Origin of the sequence: Nocardiopsis deserti (genome assembly GCF_008638355.1) — a bacterium.
Taxonomy (GTDB): domain Bacteria; phylum Actinomycetota; class Actinomycetes; order Streptosporangiales; family Streptosporangiaceae; genus Nocardiopsis; species Nocardiopsis alborubida.
In genome coordinates this window covers 13,621-37,380 of sequence record NZ_VWVS01000024.1, presented here as the reverse complement: position 1 = coordinate 37,380, position 23,760 = coordinate 13,621, and the positions used below count along the sequence as shown (strand labels likewise).

Sequence of the window (23,760 nt, the reverse complement as noted above, 5' to 3'; positions counted from 1 at the left end):
CCGGTCCTAGCCGACGGTTCCCCTCGCCCCGCGGCGCGGCCCCGACCCCGAACGGCGCCGCGGCGGCCCCAGCCAGCGCGGTCCCAGGGTTCCGCTCCGCATGGCCCACAGGCACAGTGTGGCGGGCAGGAAGCGCACCGGCCGGGGGACGTACGGGTACACCGCGCGGGTCGTCCGCACGATCCGGTCGAACCGGCGCTGACGCGCCTGCGACCACGGGATCGCGAACCGCTCGCGCAGGTCCGGCGGGAGCAGCCCGCCGGTGAGCAGGAGCTGGACCCGCATCAGCGGGCGCAGGGGCACGCTCGCAGGGTGGAACAACTGCTTGGTGATGGCGAGGGCCTCCTCGCCCACGTCCAGCCGGGCCAGGGCTCCGTCCCAGTAGGCGGCGAACTCCTCGGGGGACGCGGGCCACTTCTCCTCGGGCAGGCCCAGGGCGGTGGCGTACGCCGACGCCTCGCGCAGGTGCAGGGCGCGCTCCTCCGCACCGAGTTCGCCGAACACCATCGCGTGCAGGCGCGAGGCGGACTGGAACAGGGTGGCGGCCACCCACAGCAGGAGGTCGTCGTCCAGGGCCCGGTACCCGGGACCGTTCACCTTGCGGTGCAGCGCGTGCACGATGGCGTGCAGGCGTTTCTTCTCCTCCTCGGTGCCGTAGACCGTGCCGTACACGAAGTAGAGGGTGCCGAGCAGGCGGTTGAACGGCCGGGAGGAGAAGTCGCTGTGGTCGTGCACCCCGCGGGCGACGCTGGGGTGGGCGATCTGGAGCAGGACGGCGTACCCCGCGCCGCCGAGGACGCAGGCCTCCGCGCTGATCCGTCGCAGAGGAGAACGGTCGGACGATCGGCCCATGCCTGGGATCGTACGACACCCCGCCCGCACGGGCGGGAGGGGCACGCCTCGTGGGCGCACGCCCGGTCGCGGGGCGGAGCTGGCGCGCGTACGGCCTGAAGACGGACGGGGGGAGAACCCGCCCACAGGATGGGCCTGCCCGCACGGGCGGCCCCGTCCGTGCGGCCGGGACGTGGCTCACGGCCCCAGGGAGCGGAACACCTCCGGCCGGGTCAGCGCGTCGGTGTTGTCCGCGAACTGGTCGATCGCCCCCACCGGCGGCCGTGCGGCCAGCTCGGGGTCGGCGATCCCCGTCAGCAGGGCGCGGGCGAACCGGGCCGCGTCCAGCACCGGCCAGGGGCGTTCGTGGAACGGCCGGGGCCGGGTGTCCAAGGCGGCGGCGAGGCCGGTCCGGTTCTGCCGGTCGGCCAGCAGGGAGGACGCCTCGGCGAGGGCCGCGGCGTCCGCGTCCAGCGCCCGTTCCAGGAGCGGGCTCAGTTCCGCCGCTCCGGGAAGGCGGGTGAAGGCGCTTCCCAGCCACTTGGAGTAGGGCGGGTAGCGGCGCTCCAGCAGCAGGGCCAGGCGCATCAGGTCGCGGACCACCCGGGCCGCGACCACCCGCGCGCCCAGGCGGTCGCCCACCTCCATGCAGCGGCCGACGAACGCCTCCTCCTGGGACACGCGCTGCCACTGGCAGGCCAGCACGTACCGCCACACGTCGTCCGGGTACCAGGCCAGGCGCTCCCTGGCCCGCGTGACCGTGCCGACACCGTCGTGGAAGACGGCCCCGCCCACCACCTCGGCCAGCCGCTGGGTGGGCGTGGCGAGCCAGTCTGCGGTCTCCACCCCCTCGCCCGGGTCGAAGCCGAGCTGGCCTCGCAGCCAGTCGCCGGACCGGCTGACCTCCACCCGGTGGCGGCCCTCGGGGGCGTCTGCGTCGGGCCGCCAGGTCTGGGGAGGGCCGTCGTCCGGGCGGAACCGGACCGGCCAGCCGCGCACCCGCTCGGGCAGGCCCCCGGCGAGTAGCGCCAGCACGCGTTCGCGTTCACCGGGTCCGTCCACGAAGACCTGGAGCCGCGGCCCCCAGCCGTGGTCGGTGGAGCGCTCGGTGTCCAGTCCGAGGACCTCGGAGCCGGCGCCGAGCAGCGCGGCGGCGTGCGCGACGGGCCGGGGCCCTCGGGCGAGCAGGGGCGCGACCGCGTCCGTGTACAGGGCCCGGGACAGTTCCAGGCCGGGGAGGAAGACCGGGGGCATGCCCGAGAGCCTAGGTCCGCCCTCCGGACGCGGCCACGGGTTTTCCGGAGTGGGGACCCGGTCGTCCCCGGACCGCGTCGAGCCACCGCCCGGCCGTGTTGGACCGTGCTGTGCTGGACCGTGCTGTGTTGGACCGTGCTGGACCGTGCCGGAACGGGGGTAAGGGAAATCTATCTATCCGGTTAGATCCGGTCCGACAGGCGGTTCGGGCGCGCAGTGGTCCACAACGTTTTACGACAGACCAGGACTCGCAACTGTAAGGTGTCTTTCCAGTTCGCGGCGCAAATGACGGAGGAAGCGCCGTCAGTACCAGTGCGGGAAAGCGCTCGGCCGGTCAACCCGCTGGTGCGGTGGTACGCCGTCCCCCTGCGCAACAGGGGTATTGACGTGTAGTGACAGGGTCTTTACGGTCTACCGACAACAGGTGGAAGGAAATTCCGGGGACGCCCGGAATGGCCGGGACAACGACGTCCGGTGTTCGCGGGGGAAATATCCGAGCCCCTGCGGACGCACTCCACTTCCTGGGCCGGAAACGGTCCGGGTCACCCCGCTACGAATCCCCCGCACCGTGCCGCGAGGCCGGACGGGATCGTGACCCGAAGAGAAGGGCCCCGTTCAATGAAGACCCTCAGCAGGATTCGCTCCGCCTCCGCCGTCGCCGCGGCCACCGCTCTGATCTTCACCCTGATGCCCGCCAGCGCGGCCAGCGCGCACGGCTACGTCTCGGCCCCCATGAGCCGCCAGGCGCAGTGCGCGGCGGGCATGGTCGAGTGCGGCGGCATCCAGTGGGAGCCGCAGAGCGTGGAGGGCCCCAAGGGCCTGATGAGCTGTTCCGGCGGCAACTCCCGGTTCTCCGAGCTCGACGACGACAACCACGGCTGGCACGTCACCCAGGTCGGCACCTCGCTGAACTTCACCTGGACCCTGACCGTCACGCACGCCACCGCCAACTGGGAGTACTTCATCGGCGGTCAGCGCATCGCCAACTTCGACGACGGCGGGGCCCGGCCCAACTCGACCGTCCACCACAACGTGGACCTGTCCGGCTACAACGGCCGTCACACGATCCTGGCCCGCTGGAACGTCGCCGACACCGGCAACGCCTTCTACGCCTGCGTGGACGTGAACATCCGCTAGGCAGCCCGACGCTTCCCCCGGCCCGGTCCCCCGCACCCGGGCCGGGGCCGCGGCGTTCCCGGCCCACAAGGCCCCCTGTCCGACCCCGGGCATGACGAAGGCCGGTCCCGTAGGACCGGCCTTCGTGCTGGTCGGGGTGGCGGGATTTGAACCCACGACCTCTTCGTCCCGAACGAAGCGCGCTGCCAAGCTGCGCTACACCCCGAAGCAACGTCCACAAGTCTAGCGGACGCCGGGGAGTGCTCGCGCACGCTTTCCGGCCGGGGCCCAGGGGAGGGTCAGGAGGAGGCCACGAGGTCCAGCAGGGAGGCCTCCGGGCGGCAGCAGAACCGCACCGGGGCGTACGGGGAGGTGCCCAGGCCGCCGGACACGTGCAGCCACGCGTCCCCGTACCCGTGCAGCCCCCAGGCGCGTTTGCGGTCGATCCCGCAGTTGGTGACCAGCGTCCCGTAGAAGGGCAGGCACAGCTGGCCGCCGTGCGTGTGCCCGGCCAGGAGCAGCTGGTAGCCGTCGGCCGCGAACCGGTCGAGGTTGGACGGCTCCGGTGAGTGCAGCACGCCCAGGCGCAGGTCCGCCGACGGGTCGGCCGGTCCGGCGACCTCCTCGTACCTGTCCAGCTTGATGTGCGAGTCGTGCACCCCGGCCAGGGCGATGTCGAGTCCGCCCGCCTTCAGTCCGCCCCTGCGGTTGTTCAGGTCCAGCCACCCGGACGCGGACATGGCCTCGCCCAGCTCGCGCCAGGGCAGGTCCGGCACCCGGCGCTTGTTGTAGTCGTTCTTGCTGGTCCGCCACAGGTAGCGGGCCGGGTTCTTCGGCTGCGGCGAGAACAGGTCGTTGGACCCGTACACGAACGCGCCCGGCCGGTCCAGCAGCGGCCCCAGGGCCTCGGTGAACGGCCCCACCGCGTCCGGGTGCGCCAGCGAGTCGCCCGTGTTGACCACGAGGTCCGGCTCGTGGGCCTCCAGCCCCCGGATCCACTCGATGAGCATCTTCCGGTCGGGTGTCAGGTGCGCGTCGGACAGGTGCAGGACCCGCAGCCGCGGGCTGCCGGGGGGCAGCAGAGGCAGCTCGTAGCGGCGCAGCCGGAACCAGTTGCGCTCGATGACCGAGGCGTAGACCAGTCCCGCCGCTCCGACGGCGCCCGTGATCGCGGCCGCGCGGCCCACCCGGCGCAGGATTCGTCTGTTGTCGGCGCCCATCGCCCTCCTTCGTCGTCACAGAGATCGTCGCAGATCCACGGAGCACACGGGCGCGGATCCCGGCTGCCGGCCAACGGGCCGGTGTGAGCTCCGCCCACACGGCGTCCGCGGGCGCAAACCGTTGGTGGCCCCGCGGCGCCCCGCCGTAGGATCGGCTCATGTCCGAACTCAAAGACCGCCTCCAGAACGACCTGACCACCGCCATCAAGGCGCGTGACAAGGTGCGCACCGGCACCCTGCGCATGGTCCTGGCCGCCATCTCCACCGAGGAGGCCGCCGGCAGCACCTCGCGCTCCCTCGGCGACGGCGAGATCACCCGTCTGCTCACCCGGGAGGCCAAGAAGCGCCGCGAGGCCGCCGAGGCGTTCGACAAGGGCGACCGGCCCGAGCAGGCCGCGGCCGAGCGGGCCGAGAGCGAGGTCATCTCCGACTACCTGCCCAAGCAGCTCACCGACGAGGAGCTCGCGTCGCTGGTGGCCGAGGCCGTCACCGAGACCGGTGCCGAGGGCCCCCGCGCCATGGGCCAGGTCATGAAGGTCGTCAGCCCCAAGGTCGCCGACCGGGCCGAGGGCGCCCGCGTGGCCGCCGAGGTCAAGCGCCAGCTCGCCGGATGACCCGGCCCGGGCTGGCCTGACCCGGCCCGGACAGACCCGGCCTGTTCTGACCGGTCCCGTCCCGGATCCGGCGGGGAACACGAAGGGGCGGCGGTGCGCGCACCGCCGCCCCTTCACGCGCTCAGCCTCAGTCGTCCTCCCTGCCGGGGGAGTTCGACGCGGGCGCGACCGGGAACCAGTCCTCGTCGTCCTCCGGTCCGCTGGCGGTTCCGCCGCCGCTGCTGAGGAACACGTTGACCGTGGCCCCCTCCGGCAGCCGCGTCCCCGGATCCGGGTTGACCGCGGCCACCGTGCCCTCGGGCTCGGGGGAGCGGACCCGGGTCGAGGACACGTTCACCGTGTAGCCCGCGGCCTCCAGGGTGCTCACCGCGTCCGCCTCGGACCGGCCGAGCACGTCCGGCACGCCGCCGTCGTCACTGGCCGGACTGGCGTCCTCGTCCGTGCGCGGGGCCGACGTCGAGCCGAACTGCGACGGGGCCGCCGGCAGCTGCTCGACGTCCAGGCCCTCGTGGGCGCCGACCATGGTCTCCTCCCAGATCGGGCCCGGGATCGTCGCCCCGTACACCACCGGGAAGTAGCGGTCGCCGATGGTGACGTTGCGCAGCGGGTACTGCTGCGGGCCGCGCGGGTCGCCCACGAAGACCGCACCGGCCATCTGCGGGGTGAACCCGGCGAACCAGGCAGCGGCCGAGCCGTCGGTGGTACCGGTCTTGCCCGCCGCCGGGCGGCCGATGTTCAGGGAGGCCGCGGTGCCGCCGTTGAAGGGCTGCTCCAGCAGGTAGCTGACCCCGTCGGCCACCTCCTCGTCGAGCACCCGCTCGCACTCGGGCTCGATCTCGATCGTCTCGTGCGCGTGCTGGTCGATGATCTTGGTGATGGCCTGCGGCTCGCACAGCATCCCGCCCGAGGCGAAGACCGAGTAGGCGTTGGCCACCCGCAGCGGGGAGACCTCCTCGCTGCCCAGCGTGAAGCTGCTGTTGGCCAGCGACCGCTCGTTCTCGGTGAACAGCGTGCCGTCCGCGCGCCGCAGCCCCAGGTTCTCGGCCATCTCCATCACGTCGCAGATGCCCACCCGCGCCTGGAGCTGCGCGAAGTAGGTGTTGGACGAGGCCCTCGTCCCGGTCATCATGTTGTGCGTGGTGTTGGAGTTGGTGTCGCCGGAGTTGCTGGGAGACCAGGGACTCAGGGAGCCGCCGTTGCAGCTGCGCTGCCCGGAGACGGTCACGCTGGTCGGTGAGTTGAACGAGGTGCCGAACGGCAGCCCCTCGGCCAGCGCCGCCGCCAGGGTGAACGCCTTGAACGTGGACCCCGCCTGGAAGCCGTTGCTGCCGCCCCGGTTCGCGTCGGTGGCGAAGTTGATGGAGGTCTCGCCGAGCCTGCTCTCGTCGGGCCCGTAGTTCCGGCTCTGCACCATGCCCAGGATGTGGCCGGTGCCCGGCTGGATGACCACCTCGGCGGCCACCTTGCGGGACTCGTTCTCGCGCGGGACCCACTCGTCCACGGCCTCCTGCGCCGACACCTGGGTCTGCGGGTCGAGCGTGGTGTGGATCTGGAGCCCGGCGGTGCGCAGCCAGCGCGCCCGCTCGGTCTCGTTCTGGCCGAAGCGCTCGTCCTTCTCGATCTCCTGGACCACGTAGTCGCAGAAGAACGGCTGGTCGCTGGGCACGCACCCGTTGGGCGGGGTGGAGATCTCCACCTCCATCGGGACCTGCTTGGCCTCCTCGGCCTCCGCCTCGGTGATCGCGCCGGTGGCCACCATGCGGTCGAGCACGACGTTGCGCCGGTCGGTGGTCTGCTCGGGGAAGAAGCGGGGATTGTAGAGGTAGGGGTAACGCACCAGGCCCGCGATGGTGGCGGCCTGGTGCAGCTCCAGGTCGCTGGCGGGCACCTGGAAGAAGTGCTGCGCGGCGGACTCGACCCCGTAGGCGCCGTCGCTGAAGTAGGCGATGTTGAGGTAGCCCTCGAGGATCTCGTCCTTGGACATCCGCTGTTCCAGGGCGACGGCGTAGCGCAGCTCCCGGATCTTGCGGGCGATCGTCGTCTCGGAGGCCTCCTCCAGCTCCTCCTGGGTGGTGGCCGCCTCGATCTGGACGTTCTTGACGTACTGCTGGGTGATGGAGGACGCGCCCTGGGTGTTGCCGTTGAGCGTGCGGACCGCGGCCCGCAGCGTGCCCGACACGTCCATGCCGCCGTGCTCGTAGAAGTGGGCGTCCTCGATGGCGAGGATCGCGTCGACCATGACCGGCGAGACGTCCTCGAGTTCGACGAGCTCGCGGTTCTGGTCGAAGATCTCCGCGATGACGCCGCCCTCGCTGTCATAGATCGTCGATCTCTGAGGAGGCGGCGGAGTCTCCAGATTGCTGGGCATTTCCAGGAAGCCGCTGGCAACGTTGCGCGACGTGATGCCCAGTCCCCCGACGGCGGGAAGGGCGAGTGCGGCGACGAGGAGTCCCGCGACGACGCCGACGACGACCAGTTGGCTGATTCTTTGAAGCAATGTCCCCTGACCCACCCCATCAGACTAGGTGACCACGTACGTACGAAGTGGTCCGATGTGGAACGGATAGTGCGCGAACGCGCGGAAATGACCCGCGTACCGCGGGCTGTGCCCCCATGCCATCTTTTCATGCCCTATCGCAGGCGGGGCACTGTCCGGTTCGGCGGCGCGGCAAGCCCGCCCCGTCCGATGCGGAGAGCCACCGGGCCCCCACGCAATGGCCCGAGCGGGCCATATTGGTAAGACGTGGAGGGGGTCCATCAGGTTCTGTTGTCGTGGCGAACGAATCCGTAACTTCTAGGCAACAGGGGTGGGCGTCGACCACCGCACCCCACGCGGCAGCGGGAGCCCACGGTGTTCTCCCCTCCGGCCAGGGCACGCGTGTGACCTGCGCCCCGGATCCGCTGGCGCGGGGACCGGGTGCGCACAGGGGAGTTAGAGGCATGTGGACCGACCAGTGGACGACCAGGGCGCTGTGCCGACGGGTGGACCCCGACGCGCTGTTCGTCCAGGGCGCGGCGCAGCACCGCGCCAAACTCATCTGCCAGGAGTGCCCGGTACGCACCGACTGCCTGACCGACGCCCTCGACAACCGGGTCGAGTTCGGCGTCTGGGGCGGCATGACCGAACGCGAGCGCCGCGCCCTGCTGCGCAAGCACCCCGGCGTCACCAGCTGGGGTCCGCTCCTGGAGGAGGCGCTCAGGGAGGGTGACGTCGACCTCGCCAGCTACGCCGCCGAGCACGCCGAGCGCCCTTCGCACACCGAGCGCACCTCGGCGGCCTGACCGCCGCCCGCGGCCCCTACCGGTCGCGGCTCGCCAGCTCCTCGCCGACGTCGCGCAGTCCCGCCAGGTCGTGCACGTCCTCCGGCAGGGCGGCCACCTCGGCCACGCGCACACCGCCGTGCGCCGTCAGCAGCGCGTCCCGCAGCCGGATCTCGCGCCCGCGCGTGCGGACCCTCTCCGCGTGCAGCCGCAGGGCCGCCGATGCGGGCGTCCGCGTGCCCGAGCGCTCCAGCGCCTCCGCCGCGGCGACCGCCTCGCGCACGTCCAGGGTTCCGCCCGCCCCCTCGGGAAGCGGATGCGTCCGGTTGACCACCAGCCCGGCCAGCGGCATGGCGTCGGTGGCCAGCCGCTCCACGAAGTAGGCCGCCTCGCGCATCGCGTCCGTGTCCGGCACGGCCACCACCACGAAGGCCGTACCCGGTGCCTGGAGCAGTCGGTAGGTGCGCTCCGCGCGCTTCTGGAAACCGCCGAACACCGTGTCGAACGCGGCGACGAAGGACCGCAGGTCGTCGAGGAGCTGGGCGCCCACGACCTTGCTGACCGCCGAGGTCACCAGGTTGAATCCGGCGCCGAGCAGCCGGAACGCCCCCGTGCTGGCCGGGGCGCTCAGGAAGCGGATCAGACGCCCGTCCAGGAAGCGGCCGAGCCGCTTGGGCGCGTCCAGGAAGTCCAGCGCGGACCGGCTGGGCGGGGTGTCCACCACGATCAGGTCCCAGTCCCCCGACTGGCGCAGCTGGCCCAGTTTCTCCATGGCCATGTACTCCTGCGTGCCCGAGAAGCTCGTGGAGAGGGTCTGGTAGAAGGGGTTGGCCAGGATCTGCCGGGCCCGCTCGGGGTCCGCGTGCTCCCTGACGACCTCGTCGAAGGTCCGCTTCATGTCGAGCATCATCGCGTGCAGGCTGCCGCCGGCGCCCTCGGACAGCGGGACCGGGCGCGGCGTGTCGTCCAGCGACTCCAGCCCGAGGGACTGGGCCAGCCGCCGCGCCGGGTCCACGGTGATCACCACGGCCCGCCGCCCGCGCTCGGCGGCGCGCAGTCCCAGCGCCGCGGCCGTCGTGGTCTTGCCGACCCCGCCCGCGCCGCAGCACACGATGATCCGCGTACCGGGGTCGTCCACGAGGGCGTCCACGTCCAGGCGCCCGGCGTCCACCACCGCGTTCACAGCCGCACCCCCTGCTCGACCAGCCGCCGCGCCAGGGAGTCCAGCGCGGCGCGGTCCACACCGCCCTCCAGCAGCGGCAGCTCCAGCAGAGGGCGGCCCAGCTCCTCCAGCTCCGAGTGCATCCGGCGCTCCAGCCGCACCCGCAGCGCGTGGGCCCGCAGCTCGCCGGCCAGCGCCGCCGCGAGTTCCCGCGCGTCCTCCAGACGCGCCTCCTTCAGCCCGGCGGCCAGCGCGTCCAGGTCCGTCTCCCCCTCCGCGGCGGCGGCCAGGTCGGCCTCGTCCAGCAGCGGCCGCCGCACCATGTTCACCAGCACCGCGCCCACGTTGAGTCCCAGCCCGCCGACCTCGGCGATCCCGTCCCGTGTCTCCTGGACGGGCATCTCCTCCAGCAGGGACACGAAGTGCACCCGGGTCTGCCCCGAGCGGATGACCTCCATGACCCGGTCGGCGTGGTTGCGGATCGGCCCCACCCGGGCCAGACCCGCCACCTCGGAGTTCACGTTGAGGAACTGGGCGATCCGGCCGGTGGGCGGCGCGTCCATCACCACCGAGTCGTAGTGGAAGGGGGCCGTCGGCGTGCTCTCGGCGGACCTGCGGCGACCGCCCCGGCGGCGCCGCACCGCCTCGGTGGCCTTGCCGGTGAGCAGGACGTCGCGCAGTCCGGGGGCGATGGTGGTGGCGAAGTCCACGGCGCCCAGCCGGTTCAGCGCCTGGCCCGCCCGGCGCATCCCGTAGAACATCTCCAGGTACTCCAGCAGCGCAGCCTCGGCGTCGGCGGCCAGCACGCTCACGCTGCCGCCGCCGGGCGCGGCCATCATCTCCCGCTCCTCGTAGGGCAGCGGAGGGCTGCCGAGGAGGGTGGAGACGCCCTGGCGGCCCTCCACCTCGACCAGCAGCACCCTCGCGCCGCCGGAGGCCAGCGCCAGCGCCAGCGCGGCGGCCGCCGTGGTCTTGCCGGTCCCGCCCTTGCCGGTGACGATGTGCAGTCGTGCTCCCGCGCAGGCCTCCCCCGGAGGCTTCGGTCCGTGCTCGCTCTCGCTCACTCCAGGCAGTCTATGCGGGCGCTCCAAGCGGGGCCGGGAGCGGTGCCGCGGTGGGCACGGGAGGGCACGCGGATGAGTAAGGTGGCGGCGTTGACGTGCGGCGCCCCGCCGTGGGGCGGGTCGCCGGTGAGCGAGCAAGGGTGAGGGACGCATGAGCAAGTGGGAGTACCAGACGGTGGCGCTGCTGTCGCACGCCACCAAGCAGATCCTGGACAACTGGGGCGCCGACGGCTGGGAGCTCGTCTCCGTCGTGCCCGCCCCGCTGCCGGAGGGCACCGACCCCCGCAACCAGCAGTACGTCGCGTACATGAAGCGGCAGCTGTGATGACCACCCCCGAGGAGCGGATCGCCGAGCTGGGTCTGACCCTGCCCGAGGTGGCCGCGCCGGTCGCGTCGTACACGCCCGCGGTACGCAGCGGGAACCACGTCTACGTGTCCGGTCAGCTGCCGTTCGTGGACGGAGAGCTCCCCGCCACGGGCAAGGTCGGCGCCGAGGTCACCCCGGAGACGGCCAAGGAGCTGGCCGCTCGGTGCGCGCTGAACGCGGTCGCCGCGGTGCGCGCCGAGATCGGCGAGCTGTCCGGCGTGGTCCGTGTGGTGAAGGTGGGCGGCTTCGTGGCCAGCACCCCCGACTTCACGGGACAGCCCGGCGTGGTGAACGGGGCCAGCGACCTGCTGGCCGAGGTCTTCGGCGACGCCGGTGTGCACGCGCGCGCCGCCGTGGGCGTGGCGGCCCTGCCGTTGGACGCGCCGGTCGAGGTTGAGATGATCGTCGAGGTCCGCTGAGCGGTTCGCCCTCTTGCGGGGCGGTGGCCCTCGTTCCGCGGCGCTCTGTCCCCGAGGAGGAGGGTACGCCGATGCGCGACGACCCGGCAGGCGACGGCACCGCGCGAGACGGCACCTCGCGCGAGGGCGCGGCGGCGAGCGGCTCCGCGCCCGACGGTGCCGTCGCGCCCCGCCCGGCCGCCACGGTCATGCTCCTGCGTCCGCGCGGCGGTGTCCGGGGCGGGAGCGCGGGCGACCCCATGGAGGTCCTGCTCATGCGCAGGGTCCGCTCCATGGGGTTCGCCCCGGGCGCCTTCGTCTTCCCCGGCGGCGGGGTGGACGCGCGCGACGCCGACGGCGACCTGCCCTGGACCGGCCCCGGCCCCGGGGAGTGGGCGCGCACGCTGGGCACCGACGTGCGCATGGCCCGGGCGCTGGTGTGCGCCGCGGTCCGCGAGACCTTCGAGGAGACCGGCGTCCTGCTGGCCAGCGAACCCGAGCACGCGGGCGAGGGGGCCATCACCCTCGACACCTCCTCCGAGGACTGGGAGCGGGACCGGCTGGGGCTGATCGACCGCTCCCGCTCCTTCACCGAGGTCCTGTCCCGGCGCGGCCTCGTGCTCCGCTCGGAGTGGCTGCGCGCGTGGTCGCGCTGGATCACCCCGAGGGCCGAGCCGCGCCGCTACGACACCTGGTTCTTCGCGGCCGAGCTCCCGCCGGGGCAGGCCTCGCGCGACGTGGGCGGCGAGGCCGACCTCACCCGGTGGACCGACCCCGCCGAGGTGCGCGGCGAGTGGGAGGCGGGCCGGATGCCGATGCTGCCGCCCACGGTCGTGGCCTGCGCCGAACTCGCGGACTGCCGGACCCTCCGGGGAGTACGGGAGGCCCGACGGGATATCGTCCCCATTGAGCCGGTTGTCCGGAAGATCGGCGGCCAGATGCGCGTCGTCGCGCCGAACGGGGTGGACTACCCCCTGCCGAAGCCCGACGCGACTCCCTGAGGGGCCGCCGAGGCGCGGGCCGGAGGCCCCGGCCGCTCCCCGGCCCGGTCCGGCGAGCGAAGCGAGGTGCGATGAGGATCGACGGTTCCGGGACACTGCGCGCCAGCTGCGTGCTGTGCCCCAATCCCGGCCCGATGACGCTGGAGGGCACCAACACCTGGATCCTGCGGGAGCCGGGCGCGCGCGGGGTCGTGGTCGTCGACCCCGGCCCCCACGACGAGCGCCACCTGGAGCGCGTGGCGCGGACCGTGCAGGAGCAGGGCGCCCAGGTCCTGATGGCCGTGGTGACCCACCGCCACCCCGACCACGGGGAGGGCGCCCGGTACTTCTCGGAGCTGACCGGCGCCCCCGTGCACGCGGTCGACCCCGGGACCAGGGTCGGCGGACGCGGTCTGTCCGACGGCGAGGTCCTGGAGGCCGACGGCCTACGGGTGCGGGTGATCGCCACCCCCGGCCACACGGAGGACTCCGTCTGCCTGATGGTGGAGGCCGACAACACCATCCTGACCGGCGACACGGTCCTGGGCCACGGCACCACGGTGATCGACGGCGACGACGGGCTGGGCTCCTACATGGAGTCGCTGTACCGGCTGCGCGCCCTCGTGCGCGAGCACGACGTGCGCACCCTGCTGCCCGGCCACGGCCCGATCATCACGTCCCCGTCGACGGTGCTGGACTCCTACGTCGACCACCGCGAGTCGCGCCTGGGGCAGGTCCTGGACGCGGTGCGCGCGGGGGCGACCGGGGTCGAGCAGATCGTCGACCGGGTCTACCCCGACGTCACCGAGCAGATCCGGTTCGCGGCGGCCTCGTCGGTGCGCGCCCAGCTGCGCTACCTCTCGGCGCGCGGGGAGCTGCCCGAGGACGTCGAGGCCTAGACAGTGTTTTTTGGGACCTCCGCTTCGCTTCGGCCCGTGTTCGGGCGCCCGAAGCACGGGAACCTTCGGTGTCTCCGGCGGGTTCGCTCGTTCCTCACGAACCCGCCTCCACCACCTCCAGAACCCCGTGGGCGCCCGAACCAACCCCCCACAAGCTGAGGCCGGTTCAAAAAACAGACCCTAGGCGGCGAGCGCTTCCCCGGCCCCCGGGGCGCCGGGAACCGGGCGCGGACGGCTTCGGACACGGCTGTGGCCGCCCACCCCGCCAAGGGGAGCGGCCACACAGCGTTCAGGCCCGGGAGTCCCTGCCTGAGGAACACGGTCTAGCGGGCGCGGCGGCGCATCCGCTCGACGTCGAGCAGGACGACGGCCTTGGCCTCGATCCGCAGCCAGCCGCGCAGGGCGAACTCGGCGAGGGCCTTGTTGACCGTCTCGCGGGAGGCGCCGACCAGCTGGGCGAGCTCCTCCTGGGTGAGGTCGTGGTGGACGTGCAGTCCGTCCTCGCCCTCCTTGCCGAACTTGTCGGCCAGTTCCAGCAGCGCTTTGGCGACGCGGCCGGGCACGTCGGTGAAGACGAGGTCGGCCATCACGTCGTTGGTCCGGCGCAGGCGGGCGGCCAGCGCCTTGAGCAGCTGGAGCGACACCTGCGGGCGGCTGGACAGGAACGGGCGCAGGTCGTCGTGGCCCAGTCCCGCGAGCACCGAGTCGGTGACCGCCACGGCGCTCGCGGTGCGCGGGCGCGGGTCGAACAGCGACAGCTCGCCGAACATCTCGCTGGGGCCGAGCACCCCGAGCAGGTTCTCGCGGCCGTCCACGGCCGTGCGGGTCAGCTTCACCTTCCCGCTGAGGATGACGTACAGGCGGTCGCCCTCGTCACCCTCGCTGAACAGGGTCTGGCCGCGGCCGAGACGCACCTCGTTCACCGAGGAGCGGAGTGCGGCCGTGTCCTCCTCGTCCAGCGCCTCGAACAGAGGGGCCTTCCGCAGCACCTCGTTGATCTCGTCCACCACACGTCCTCCTAAAACCTGACCGCCAACAGTGTGACGTATATCGCACCCGGGTGTGAAACCAGGTCGTGATCCCGGCTTGTCCGCCGAGAGACAACTGCCCACAACAGCCGACGTCAGCCCCTGCGATCCTAGCCGTCCCCAGTTCTGTACCAGGGCTGTCCGCGCCGCGCCACCGGACATTGGTTACATAGCCCCGTTCGTCAGCGGTGGCGCGGTCCCGCTTCCGGCGGCCGCGCGAGCACGGCCGCGGGGCCCCGGTACGCCCCGTCACCGGGACGCCTACCCTGTGATGATGCCCCGTGACACACCAGACGCGACCGAGCCGACGACCACGCCCACCGGTGAGAGCCGGCTCGCGCTGGTCCGCCGCGCCCGCAGGATGTACCGGGAGCTCATCGAGCTGTATCCGGACGCCCACTGCGAACTGAACTTCACGACCCCCCTGGAACTGCTGGTCGCGACGATCCTGTCCGCCCAGTGCACGGACAAGCGGGTCAACCAGGTCACCCCCGCCCTCTTCGCCCGTTACCCCGACGCGGAAGGCTACGCCTCGGCGCGGCGGGAGGAACTGGAGGAGATGATCCGCTCGACCGGCTTCTTCCGGGCCAAGGCCAACAGCCTCATCGGACTCGGGCAGGAGCTGTGCGAACGGCACGGTGGAGAGGTTCCGAGGAAACTCTCCGACCTGGTCAAACTACCCGGTGTAGGACGAAAGACCGCAAACGTACTGCTCGGTAACGCCTTCGATGTGCCCGGCATCACCGTTGACACCCATTTCGGACGGCTCGTCCGCCGCTTCGGGTGGACCGACGGGGAGGATCCGGTGAAGGTCGAGCACGAGATCGGCGCGCTCTTCCCGCGCCGGGACTGGACGATGCTCTCCCACCGCGTCATCTGGCACGGCCGCCGGGTCTGCCACTCCCGCAAACCCGCGTGCGGGGCCTGCGGACTGGCCCGCCTGTGCCCCTCCTTCGGCGAGGGGCCCACGGACACCGCCACCGCCACCAAGCTGCTGCGGATGCGCTCCTTCTCCTGAGCCCCCCGGGAAAGCCGCGTGTCCGGGCGGGCAGGAGCGGACGGGACGGACAACGGGAGCAGGTGTCGGGGGTTTGTACCCTGATCACGTGAGTGTGCGCACATCGGCCCCGTCGCGGGCGTCCCGGTCCGCGGCGCCCCGCGTGACGGCGGTACCCCCGCCCGCCGGCGCCGGGGAAGGTCCGACGACGTGACGACTTCCGAGGGGCAGCGCGCTCCCTCGCGCGGCGCTCCCCCGGGCGCGGGTCCCACGGCCCCGCGAGAAGCCCGGAGCACGGCCCCTCCGACCCACCGACGGCGCGACGACTCCCGGAACAGGTTCCCCGCATGAACTCGATCCCGCTCTGGCTGGCCGCGCTCGCGGACGCCGCCGAGACGATGACCGTGCCGCCGCCCATGCGGCCGCCCGCAGAGGGAGGACGCGAGTCCGCCGTCCTCGTCCTCTTCGGCGAGGGTCCGAGGGGACCCGACCTCCTCCTCATCCAGCGCAGCGAGGGCCTGCGCCGTCACGCCGGACAGCCCGCCTTCCCCGGCGGCCGGATCGAGCCCTCCGACGCCTCCCCGGAGGCCGCGGCGCTGCGCGAGGCCGCGGAGGAGACCGGTCTCCTCCCCGAGGGGGTCGACGTCGTCGGCCGCCTCCCCGAGCTGTACCTGAGCTTCAGCGACTTCCGGGTGGCGCCCGTCCTGGGCTGGTGGCGCGAGCCCAGCGAGGTGCGGCCGACCGACCTGGGCGAGGTCGCCGCGGTCTCCCGCGTGCCCGTCGCCGACCTCGCCGACCCGGCCAACCGGGTCAAGGTGCGCTACGGGGGCGGGCCCCGCTGGGGCCCCGGCTTCCGGGTGGACGGCATGCTCGTGTGGGGCTTCACCGGCGCGGTGGTCGACAGCCTGCTCGCCCTGGGCGGGTGGGAACTTCCCTGGCGCGACGAGGGTCTCACCGATGTGTTCGAAGCAACCCCGCAGGGCCTGCGGCCGGTCGGTTAGCGCTCACTCTTGGAGGGCAATGTGCTCGACGTGATCCTGGTCGTCCTGCTGCTGCTGTTCGCGGTGACGGGGTACCGACAGGGTTTCATCGTCGGTGTCTTCAGCTTCGTGGGCTTCGTCGGAGGGGGCGTCCTCGCCGCCCTGACGGCCCCGGAACTCATCCAGGAGTGGGTGGACGATCCCGGCAGGCAGGCGCTGCTGGCGATCGCCGTGGTGTTCCTGTCCGCGGCGCTCGGCCAGTTCCTGCTCTCCTACCTGGGCACCTTCGTCCGCAACAAGGTGACGTGGGACTCGGCCCGGGTCCTGGACGCCATCGGCGGCGCCGTGATCAGCGGACTGTCGGTGCTGCTGGTGGCCTGGTTCATCGGCAGTACGGTCGCCAACTCGGCACTGCCGTTCGTCGCGGGCCAGGTCAGGGACTCACGCATCCTCCACTCGGTGGACACGCTGATGCCCGAGGCCGCCCACAACGGGTTCTCCACGTTCCGCCGGATCGTGGACCAGAGCGCCTTCCCGCAGGTGTTCAGCGGTCTGGGCACCGGCGAGCTGGCCGAGGTGGCACCGCCGGACCCGGACGTGCTCACCACCCCGGAGCTGATCGAGTCGAGCCGCAGCGTGGTGAAGGTGCTGGGCACCGCGCCCTCCTGCCAGCGCCGCGTGGAGGGGACCGGCTTCGCGTACGCGGAGGACCGGATCATGACCAACGCGCACGTGGTCGCCGGGGTCACCGACGACCTGCGGGTGGTCACCCGGGAGGGCTACCAGCTCGACGCCACGCTGGTGCTCTTCGACCCCCAGCAGGACCTGGCCGTGCTGCACGTGCCGGGCCTGGACCTGGAGCCGCTGGAGTTCGACCACGAGGCCCCGCAGGGCGGTGACGCGGTCGTGGCGGGCTTCCCGCGCAACAGCGGCTTCACGGCCGTCCCCGCGCGAGTACGGGCCCGCCAGACGGCTCAGGGGCCGGACTTCTACCACTCGCAGCAGGTGAGCCGGGAGATCTACCAGGTGCGTGCCGTGGTGCGCCCGGGCAACTCCGGCGGCCCGCTGCTGTCGCCGGACGGCACCGTGTACGGGGTGGTCTTCGCCGCCGCCACGAACGAGCCCGAGACGGGTTACGTGCTCACCGCCGACGAGATCGCGGAGAACGCCCGGAGCGGCCTGGAGAACAGCGGGCAGGTCTCCTCCCAGGCCTGCGACTGACCGGGGGCCTCCCGTCGTCCACAGGCCGGATCCGGGGCTTTCCGGGGCCTGCGTGAGGCGGTTGACTGGATGTACAGGGGGCCCACGGGCACGGTCGGCACCGTGCTGCCCGCCTTCGCCTCGGATGCCGGGAGCACCCCGAATCCCGGGACCCCACCAGACCCCGCGACCACACCGGGTCTTGAGACCACCCCGCACCCCAGGACTCCAGGACCCCGCCAGGTCCCGCGACCACCCCGTGTCCCGCGACCACCCTGGTCCCCGGGACCGCACCAGGCCTCGCGGCGCGGCGGATCCCGCGACCGCGCACGGCCTCGCGGGCTGCGCCGGGCCGCCCGAGCAGTCGGGCCCCACGACGCGGTGCGCGGACCCAGATACGCACCGAGGGCGCCTTCCCGCAGGAAGGCGCCCTCGTGAGCGTCGGGTACCGACCCGGGCCCGGTCCTAGTTGGAACTCGGGTCGGGCGAGTGCTCCGTGGCCAGCGGCCAGCTCATCCGCACCACGGTCCCCCGGTCGCTGGGGTCGATCTTCACCTCGTCGGCCAGGCCCGTGATGACCGCCAGGCCCAGCCCCGGGGAGAACCCGGAGATCCCGCCGGGAGGGGTGTCCTCACCGTCCAGGAAGAGCCCGTCGAGCAGGGACGGGTTGGTGGGCTCCTCCGTGTCCTTGGCGGGGGCACGGTCGGAGACGACGACCTCGAAACGTTGCGTCGCGCTCCCGTTGGCGCGCAGGATGCTGCTCGTGGCGTCGGTGCGGGACTCCGACGCCGGATCAGGCCCGCTGCCGTCGATCAGCTGGAGCAGGATCGGCTGTGTCGGACAGTGCAGCTTGTGCGCCGCCACCGCCCGGGAACACGCCTCACCGACCGCCAGCCTGATCTCGTCGATCGCTGAGGCGGCGATACCCGCCCGCCGCGCCACGGTGGCGGCCATGAGCCGCGCCGTGCGCACGTGAGCGGGGAGCGCGCTGATCGTGAGCGTGATGGTTGCCATCGCTCGCTCGGGGCTACTTCGCGGAACGCTTGTCGATGGCTTCCTGCACCGAGTCGTGGATACCGAAGACCTTGGTCAGACCGGTGATCCGGAAGATCTTCAGGATGCGCTCCTGGGTGCAGACCAGGTCGAGGGTCCCGTCGTGGGCCCGGACGCGCTTGAGCCCGCCCACGAGCACACCGAGGCCCGTCGAGTCCAGGAACTCCACCTTCTCCATGTTGACCACGAGGTGGAAGTTGCCCTTGTTGACCAGGTCGATCAGCAGCTCGCGGAGCCGGGGCGCGGTATAGACATCGATCTCACCCTCAACGACGACGATCTCGGTGTCGCCCTCGGTGTAATGATCAAGCTTCAAGTCCACTAGTCCTCCAGCGCCGAACCGCGAAAAACGCGAATGATCTCTGCCGGGCGTTACCCCACCAGCACGCATTCAACCACGCGTGTCGAGTGCGTCTTCCTGTGATGCACAGAAAAACCGTGACACCGCGCCACTGTTCCCCCGGATGTCACACTGAAACCAATGTCCCAGTGCTCCACCCTTGGGTAGGAGGCGCCTGCGGGCCTCGAACGCGTACCAGTGAGGAGGGGTCTCGGATGAGGCGACCGGAGCCCGTGCTTCCCGGTGTGTGGCGTGACGATACCCGGTACCCGCAGGTGACCCACATCGAGCACGTGGCCCGCAACGACGGGGTGAGCGGGGAGTGGCCGGTGTGGACCGCGCCCCACCTGGTCGAACGGCTCGCCGACAGGGGGATCACGGGACCGTGGTCCCACCAGGCCGAAGCCGCCGACCTCGCACGTTCGGGCCGTGATGTGATCATAGCCACGGGTACCGCCTCGGGAAAGTCACTCGCCTTCCTCCTACCCGCTGTGGACGCGGTTGACGCGGGCGGGACCGTGCTCTACCTCTCCCCGACCAAGGCGCTCGCCCAGGACCAGCTGCGGTGGATAACGGACCTCTCCCTACCGGGGATGCGGACAGCCGTCTATGACGGTGACACCTCGTCCGAGGAGCGCTCCTGGGTGCGCGAGCACGGCAACTACGTGCTGACCAACCCGGACATGCTGCACCACGGCATCCTGCCCCGCCACGGGGCGTGGTCGCGCTTCCTGCGCCGGCTCCGCTACGTGGTGATCGACGAGGCGCACCGATACCGGGGGGTTTTCGGCTCGCATGTCGCGCAGATCCTGCGACGGCTGCGCCGCGTGTGCGCCCGCTACCGGACGCGTCCGGTGTTCGTGCTCGCCTCGGCCACCTCCGGCAGCCCCGCCGAGAGCGCCACCCGGTTGACCGGTGTGCCCGTCACGGCGGTCAGCCGGGACGGTTCCCCACGCCCGGGGATGTCCGTGGCGCTGGTGGAGCCGGAGCTGACCGACCTGACCGGCGAGCACGGCGCGCCGATCCGCAGGACGGCGCCCTCGCAGGCCGCCGAGATGCTCGCCGACCTGGTACGCGACGGCGTGCGCACCCTGGTGTTCGTCCGTTCCCGGCAGGGCGCTGAGGTGGTCGCGCTGACCACCCAGCGCCTGTTGTCCGAACGCGGCGATCACGCCCTGGCCGGGAGGGTGGCCGCCTACAGGGGCGGATACCTGGCCTCGGAGCGCCGGGAGCTGGAGGAGGCGCTGCGCTCAGGGGAGATCCTGGGCCTGGCCAGCACCAACGCCCTGGAACTGGGGGTGGACATCAGCGGCCTGGACGCGGTGCTCATCGCCGGGTGGCCGGGAACGCTCGCGTCGCTGTGGCAGCAGGCGGGCCGCGCCGGACGACGCGGGGAGGACGCTCTGGCGGTGTTCATCGCCCGGGACGATCCCCTGGACACCTATCTGGCGCACCACCCGGAGGCCATTTTCGGCCGGTCCGTAGAAGCGACCGTCCTTGATCCGGAAAACCCGCACATCCTGGGGCCGCACCTGTGCGCGGCCGCCCAGGAACTGCCGGTCACCAAGGACGACTTCGACCTCTTCGGAGCGACGACAGAGGAGAGGCTCGACGAACTCGTCGAGCGCCGTCTGCTGCGCAGGCGTCCACGGGGCTGGTTCTGGACGAGCAATGAACGGGCCAGCGACCTGGCCGATATCCGCGGATCAGGCGGACCGCCCGTGCAGATCGTCGACACCGGGAGCGGCCAGCTGCTCGGGGAGGTCGACGAGCCCGCCGCCCACGGCACCGTCCACCCCGGCGCGGTGTACCTGCACCAGGGGTACACGTACCTGGTCGACGACCTCGACCTCGACGAGGGGGTCGCCCTGGTCCACCCCGCGGAGCCGCCCTACAGCACCTGGGCGCGCGACACCACCGACATCACCGTCCGGTCGGTGCTGCGCCAGGAGGAGTGGCCGAGCGGGGCCACGGTGTACTTCGGCGAGGTGCAGGTGGTGCGCCAGGTGGTGGGGTTCCTGCGCAGGGACGTGCGCACCGGTTCGGTGCTGGGGGAGTGGCCGCTGGACCTGCCCGAGCGCACCCTCGACACCCGTGCGGTGTGGTGGACGCTGCCCGCCGAGGGCGAGGAGCGGCTGCGCCGGGAGGACGTGGGACTGCTGGGCGCCGCACACGCCGCCGAGCACGCCGCGATCGGCCTGCTGCCGCTGCTGGCGACCTGCGACCGCTGGGACATCGGCGGGGTGTCCACCTCGATGCACGGTGACACGGGCAGGCTGACGGTGTTCGTCTACGACGGGTACGAGGGCGGCGCGGGCTTCGCCGAACGGGGGTACGCGGCGGCGCGCGAGTGGCTGTCCGCGACCCGCGCGGCCATCGCCGGCTGCGAGTGCGACCAGGGCTGCCCGTCGTGCATCCAGTCGCCCAAGTGCGGTACCGGCAACGAGCCGTTGAGCAAGGCCGGTGCGCTGCGTCTGCTCGACGAGGTGCTCGCGGGCGGCGGGGGCTGAGGCCGTCCACAGGCTGTGGACGAAGCGCCGGGGCGCGGAGTTATCCACAGGCTGGGGAAGGGTCTTTCGCCCCGGCCCCCGCCCGCCGAACCTGGAGGGAAGAGGGCCGGAGCAGTCGGCCCCCACCAGGAAGGCCGCCATGTCCGCTCCCGTGCTCCCATCCGCTCCCGTGATCCCGTTCGCTTCCGCCTCTGCGCCCACCGCGGCGCCGCCCCCGACCGACGCCGGGATGACGACCTCCGAATACGCCTTCTGCACCATCGCGGCGGTCGCCTTCGCCGGGGTCCTCTACGCCGTGCTCACCAGCGGTGCGGTCGAGGACGTCCTCACCGATCTCGTGGTCAATGCGCTCGGCTCGGGTTTTTGACCGGGGATCGGCCACCGCGGAGGCGGCGATGGTGCTGCCCTCCCTGCTGCTCGTCCTGGCCGTGGCCCTCGGCGCCGTCCAGGCCGCGTCGGCACAGCTCTCCTGCGCCGACGCGGCGCGCGTGGGTGCGCGGGCGCTGGCCCGAGGCGAGCCCCACGACCAAGCCCGCTCCCTGGCGCTGACCGCCGCGCCAGACGGAGCGGACGTGCGCCTGTCCGAGGACGGAGGCATGGCCCGCGTCACCGTACGGACCCGGCTCCTGTTCGGCCCGGGGATCTCCCTGCCGGTGGACGGCAGTGCCTCCGTTCCCCTCGAACCCGGGAGCTGATCCCGATGCGCTCCGACGCCGGTTCCGCCACCGTCTGGTGGGTCGCCCTGGGCGCGCTGCTCTGGTTCACCACCCTCGCCGTCCTCGCGACCTCCGCGGCACGGCTCGACCGCGACCGGGCCACCACCGCGGCCGACCTGGCCGCGCTCGCGGCCGCGGCCGGGGCCGTCCACGGAACAGAGCGGGCCTGCGCGCGGGCCCGCGACACCGCGGAGGCCAACCAAGCCTCCCTCGACTCCTGCGTCCTCACCGGCTCCACCGTCGAGGTGGTGGTCGCGGTCCCCTCGTCCCTCATCGAACGGCCCGTCCGTGCGCGCTCCCGGGCCGGACCGGCCGACGTCTCCTCCGAGGAAGTGGAATGAGCCCTGCCCCCGTCTCCGTGCTGATGTGCGCCCTCCTGCTGGGAACCCCCGCCCAGCCCGGGGGCGCACCACCCTGCCCCGCCTCGCCCGCGCCGTACACCGCAGGTCCCGTTGAGCCCGACCACTCCATCGGCCCCGAGAACTTCGCGCACGTCCCCGGTTCCGCTGGTCTCACCCGAGCGGTCGGTCCCCAGGGCGGTAGGAGCGCCGCTGGGCCGGAGGATCCCGCCCACTCCGTCGGTCCCACCGATCACGCGCACTCCGGTGACCCCGTTCGCTCCGACGTCCCCGTGCGCTCCGGGGCACCCAGGAACTCCGGCGAAGCGGCTCCTCCCGGTGGTCCCGAGCCGTGCGCCGACCCGTCGCCGGTGCCCGCCTCCGCCTCCCCTGAACCGACCGGATCCGTGCGGGACGGCCCACGCGGCGCGACGGACGCACCCTCGCCGGTCAGCGAACCGGTGGTGTACCGCACAGCCGCCGCTCCGGCCCCGACCGGTACGGCGTTGCGGATCGTCGGCAACGTCTCGACCGGAATCCTGGCGGTGCTGTGCGTCGTGGTGCCGGTACTGCGTCTGTCCGTCGGCTGGCCCCGCTTCCCCGTCCCCTACGAGGGCCAGCGGCGGCGCGGCTCCGGGGGCGAGGAACCCTGACCGTCACCGCGTCACCGTGCACGCGACCGGGCCCGGGGTCTCAACCGCCCAGGGCCCGGGACAGCAGTTCGGCGGCCATCGGCACGATGCCGATCAACACGAACGCGGGCAGGAAGCACAGTCCCAGGGGCGCCACCACCAGCACACCCAGCCGTTCGATCCGGGCCGTTCCCCGTGCCCGCAGGGCCCGGCGCAGATCGGCCGCGTGCCGGTCCAGGAGGTCGGCCACGGGCGCCCCGGTGTCGGCGGCCCGGGCCAGGTCGCGTCCCACCGGGACGAGGGACTCGGGCAGCGCCGGACGCCGCCACGCCTCGGCGGGAGCGGCACCCAGTCGCAGTTGTTCGGCCACCGCCGCCAGTTCCTCCCCCAGCCTTCCCCGCGTCGCCCGGGACACCGCCGTGAGGCAGGCGGGCACCGTCGCCCCGGCGCGGATCCCCGAGGCGAGCAGACCGATCACCACGGGCAGGTCGGCGGTCACCGGCAGCCGGTCCGAACGGGAGGCGGAGCTCCTGCGGGCACGCACCCACAGGGCGGCGCACACCCCGGCCGCGACGACGGCCCCGACCGCGCCGAACAGGGCCGCCGCGAGGGCCAGCGCGAACGCCCCCGCCAGCGTCGGCCCCAGCAGCCGGACCGGCAGCCCCGGCCGGGCCGGAGCACGGGAGGGGGGACGCAGTTCGCGCGCCGGTCCCCCGCCCAGCAGTGTCCACACACACGCGGCTCCCAGAACCGCGGCGGCCGTCAGGAACATCCGTCCTCCCCTTCCTCTTCTCGCGCTC

Annotated in this window: 25 protein-coding genes and 1 tRNA gene; 15 read left to right on the top strand and 11 right to left on the bottom strand. The window is 72.6% G+C overall.

All coding sequences use genetic code 11. The features are described from left to right. Positions 1–6: 6 nt before the first annotated feature. A complete protein-coding gene (locus tag FYW99_RS27655; protein ID WP_150254947.1) occupies positions 7–852 on the bottom strand; it encodes an oxygenase MpaB family protein in 846 nt (281 codons plus the stop codon). 177 nt (positions 853–1,029) lie between these two features. Beyond that, complete coding sequence (locus FYW99_RS27650) at positions 1,030–2,085, bottom strand: DUF4037 domain-containing protein (protein WP_150254946.1); 1,056 nt, start codon at positions 2,083–2,085, stop codon at positions 1,030–1,032. A 618-nt stretch (positions 2,086–2,703) separates the two neighbouring features. On the opposite strand from FYW99_RS27650, the gene FYW99_RS27645 reads away from it, so the two are divergent. Beyond that, a complete protein-coding gene (locus FYW99_RS27645) occupies positions 2,704–3,222 on the top strand; it encodes a lytic polysaccharide monooxygenase auxiliary activity family 9 protein (RefSeq protein ID WP_150254945.1) in 519 nt (172 codons plus the stop codon). A gap of 128 nt (positions 3,223–3,350) precedes the next feature. On the opposite strand, the gene FYW99_RS27640 is transcribed toward FYW99_RS27645, so the two are convergent. Together FYW99_RS27640 and FYW99_RS27635 are read right to left on the bottom strand one after the other, a co-directional pair. Next, positions 3,351–3,427 (bottom strand) — tRNA-Pro (locus FYW99_RS27640). A gap of 73 nt (positions 3,428–3,500) precedes the next feature. Then, complete coding sequence (locus FYW99_RS27635; protein WP_150254944.1) at positions 3,501–4,421, bottom strand: metallophosphoesterase; 921 nt, start codon at positions 4,419–4,421, stop codon at positions 3,501–3,503. A 158-nt stretch (positions 4,422–4,579) separates the two neighbouring features. On the opposite strand from FYW99_RS27635, the gene FYW99_RS27630 reads away from it, so the two are divergent. Next, on the top strand, positions 4,580–5,035 hold the full coding sequence (locus FYW99_RS27630) for a GatB/YqeY domain-containing protein (protein ID WP_150254943.1): 456 nt from the start codon (positions 4,580–4,582) through the stop codon (positions 5,033–5,035). Positions 5,036–5,162: 127 nt separating this feature from the next. Here FYW99_RS27630 and FYW99_RS27625 read toward each other — a convergent pair whose 3' ends face one another. Next, a complete protein-coding gene (locus FYW99_RS27625) occupies positions 5,163–7,532 on the bottom strand; it encodes a penicillin-binding protein (protein WP_150254999.1) in 2,370 nt (789 codons plus the stop codon). Positions 7,533–7,975: 443 nt separating this feature from the next. Here FYW99_RS27625 and FYW99_RS27620 point away from each other — a divergent pair, with 443 nt between their 5' ends. Then, positions 7,976–8,317, top strand: coding sequence for a WhiB family transcriptional regulator (locus FYW99_RS27620; RefSeq protein ID WP_150254942.1), 342 nt, complete (start codon positions 7,976–7,978; stop codon positions 8,315–8,317). Between the two features lie 16 nt (positions 8,318–8,333). Here FYW99_RS27620 and FYW99_RS27615 read toward each other — a convergent pair whose 3' ends face one another. Both FYW99_RS27615 and FYW99_RS27610 read right to left on the bottom strand, forming a co-directional pair. Continuing rightward, entirely contained in the window at positions 8,334–9,479 is a 1,146-nt protein-coding gene (locus FYW99_RS27615; protein ID WP_150254941.1) for an ArsA family ATPase, read from the bottom strand. Continuing rightward, a complete protein-coding gene (locus tag FYW99_RS27610; RefSeq protein ID WP_150254940.1) occupies positions 9,476–10,522 on the bottom strand; it encodes an ArsA-related P-loop ATPase in 1,047 nt (348 codons plus the stop codon). The genes FYW99_RS27615 and FYW99_RS27610 overlap by 4 nt, the downstream gene beginning before the upstream one ends. A 151-nt stretch (positions 10,523–10,673) precedes the next feature. Between FYW99_RS27610 and FYW99_RS27605 the strand changes: the two genes are divergently transcribed. The 4 genes from FYW99_RS27605 to FYW99_RS27590 all read left to right on the top strand — a co-directional run bounded on the left by FYW99_RS27605 (position 10,674) and on the right by FYW99_RS27590 (position 13,166). Beyond that, complete coding sequence (locus FYW99_RS27605) at positions 10,674–10,847, top strand: DUF4177 domain-containing protein (RefSeq protein ID WP_082768610.1); 174 nt, start codon at positions 10,674–10,676, stop codon at positions 10,845–10,847. Continuing rightward, the gene (locus FYW99_RS27600; protein ID WP_150254939.1) at positions 10,847–11,308 is read left to right on the top strand and encodes a RidA family protein; all 462 of its coding nucleotides are present in this window, start codon (positions 10,847–10,849) and stop codon (positions 11,306–11,308) included. The genes FYW99_RS27605 and FYW99_RS27600 overlap by 1 nt, the downstream gene beginning before the upstream one ends. Before the next feature lie 71 nt (positions 11,309–11,379). Further along, a complete protein-coding gene (locus FYW99_RS27595) occupies positions 11,380–12,288 on the top strand; it encodes an NUDIX hydrolase (RefSeq protein ID WP_150254938.1) in 909 nt (302 codons plus the stop codon). 71 nt (positions 12,289–12,359) lie between these two features. Continuing rightward, complete coding sequence (locus FYW99_RS27590) at positions 12,360–13,166, top strand: MBL fold metallo-hydrolase (RefSeq protein WP_150254937.1); 807 nt, start codon at positions 12,360–12,362, stop codon at positions 13,164–13,166. 323 nt (positions 13,167–13,489) lie between these two features. Here FYW99_RS27590 and FYW99_RS27585 read toward each other — a convergent pair whose 3' ends face one another. Beyond that, entirely contained in the window at positions 13,490–14,176 is a 687-nt protein-coding gene (locus tag FYW99_RS27585; RefSeq protein WP_013156302.1) for a Crp/Fnr family transcriptional regulator, read from the bottom strand. Between the two features lie 289 nt (positions 14,177–14,465). Between FYW99_RS27585 and nth the strand changes: the two genes are divergently transcribed. The 3 genes from nth to FYW99_RS27570 all read left to right on the top strand — a co-directional run bounded on the left by nth (position 14,466) and on the right by FYW99_RS27570 (position 17,392). Continuing rightward, the gene (nth, locus tag FYW99_RS27580) at positions 14,466–15,212 is read left to right on the top strand and encodes an endonuclease III (protein ID WP_190394835.1); all 747 of its coding nucleotides are present in this window, start codon (positions 14,466–14,468) and stop codon (positions 15,210–15,212) included. 326 nt (positions 15,213–15,538) lie between these two features. Continuing rightward, a complete protein-coding gene (locus tag FYW99_RS27575; protein ID WP_150254936.1) occupies positions 15,539–16,192 on the top strand; it encodes an NUDIX hydrolase in 654 nt (217 codons plus the stop codon). A gap of 21 nt (positions 16,193–16,213) precedes the next feature. Beyond that, on the top strand, positions 16,214–17,392 hold the full coding sequence (locus tag FYW99_RS27570; protein ID WP_150254935.1) for a MarP family serine protease: 1,179 nt from the start codon (positions 16,214–16,216) through the stop codon (positions 17,390–17,392). Positions 17,393–17,836: 444 nt separating this feature from the next. Here the strand turns inward: FYW99_RS27570 and FYW99_RS27565 are convergent, their stop codons facing one another. Beyond that, entirely contained in the window at positions 17,837–18,385 is a 549-nt protein-coding gene (locus FYW99_RS27565) for an ATP-binding protein (RefSeq protein ID WP_017568447.1), read from the bottom strand. Between the two features lie 13 nt (positions 18,386–18,398). Continuing rightward, positions 18,399–18,746 carry an STAS domain-containing protein gene (locus FYW99_RS27560; protein WP_013156307.1) on the bottom strand — a complete coding sequence of 116 codons (348 nt, stop codon included), beginning with the start codon at positions 18,744–18,746 and terminating at the stop codon, positions 18,399–18,401. Positions 18,747–18,979: 233 nt separating this feature from the next. Here FYW99_RS27560 and FYW99_RS27555 point away from each other — a divergent pair, with 233 nt between their 5' ends. From FYW99_RS27555 to FYW99_RS27535, 5 genes are all read left to right on the top strand, one after another. Continuing rightward, entirely contained in the window at positions 18,980–21,274 is a 2,295-nt protein-coding gene (locus FYW99_RS27555; RefSeq protein ID WP_190394834.1) for a DEAD/DEAH box helicase, read from the top strand. A gap of 229 nt (positions 21,275–21,503) precedes the next feature. Then, positions 21,504–21,641 (top strand): DUF4244 domain-containing protein, encoded by a 138-nt coding sequence (locus tag FYW99_RS33120; RefSeq protein WP_071623111.1) that lies wholly within the window; start codon positions 21,504–21,506, stop codon positions 21,639–21,641. After that, on the top strand, positions 21,619–21,969 hold the full coding sequence (locus FYW99_RS27545; protein ID WP_150254933.1) for a TadE family type IV pilus minor pilin: 351 nt from the start codon (positions 21,619–21,621) through the stop codon (positions 21,967–21,969). Before FYW99_RS33120 ends, FYW99_RS27545 begins: the two co-directional genes overlap by 23 nt. A gap of 5 nt (positions 21,970–21,974) precedes the next feature. After that, a complete protein-coding gene (locus FYW99_RS27540) occupies positions 21,975–22,331 on the top strand; it encodes an Rv3654c family TadE-like protein (protein ID WP_150254932.1) in 357 nt (118 codons plus the stop codon). A gap of 461 nt (positions 22,332–22,792) precedes the next feature. Further along, a complete protein-coding gene (locus tag FYW99_RS27535; RefSeq protein WP_223839673.1) occupies positions 22,793–22,981 on the top strand; it encodes a hypothetical protein in 189 nt (62 codons plus the stop codon). A gap of 40 nt (positions 22,982–23,021) precedes the next feature. Here the strand turns inward: FYW99_RS27535 and FYW99_RS27530 are convergent, their stop codons facing one another. Further along, positions 23,022–23,732 carry a type II secretion system F family protein gene (locus FYW99_RS27530; RefSeq protein ID WP_150254931.1) on the bottom strand — a complete coding sequence of 237 codons (711 nt, stop codon included), beginning with the start codon at positions 23,730–23,732 and terminating at the stop codon, positions 23,022–23,024. Positions 23,733–23,760 lie beyond the last annotated feature (28 nt).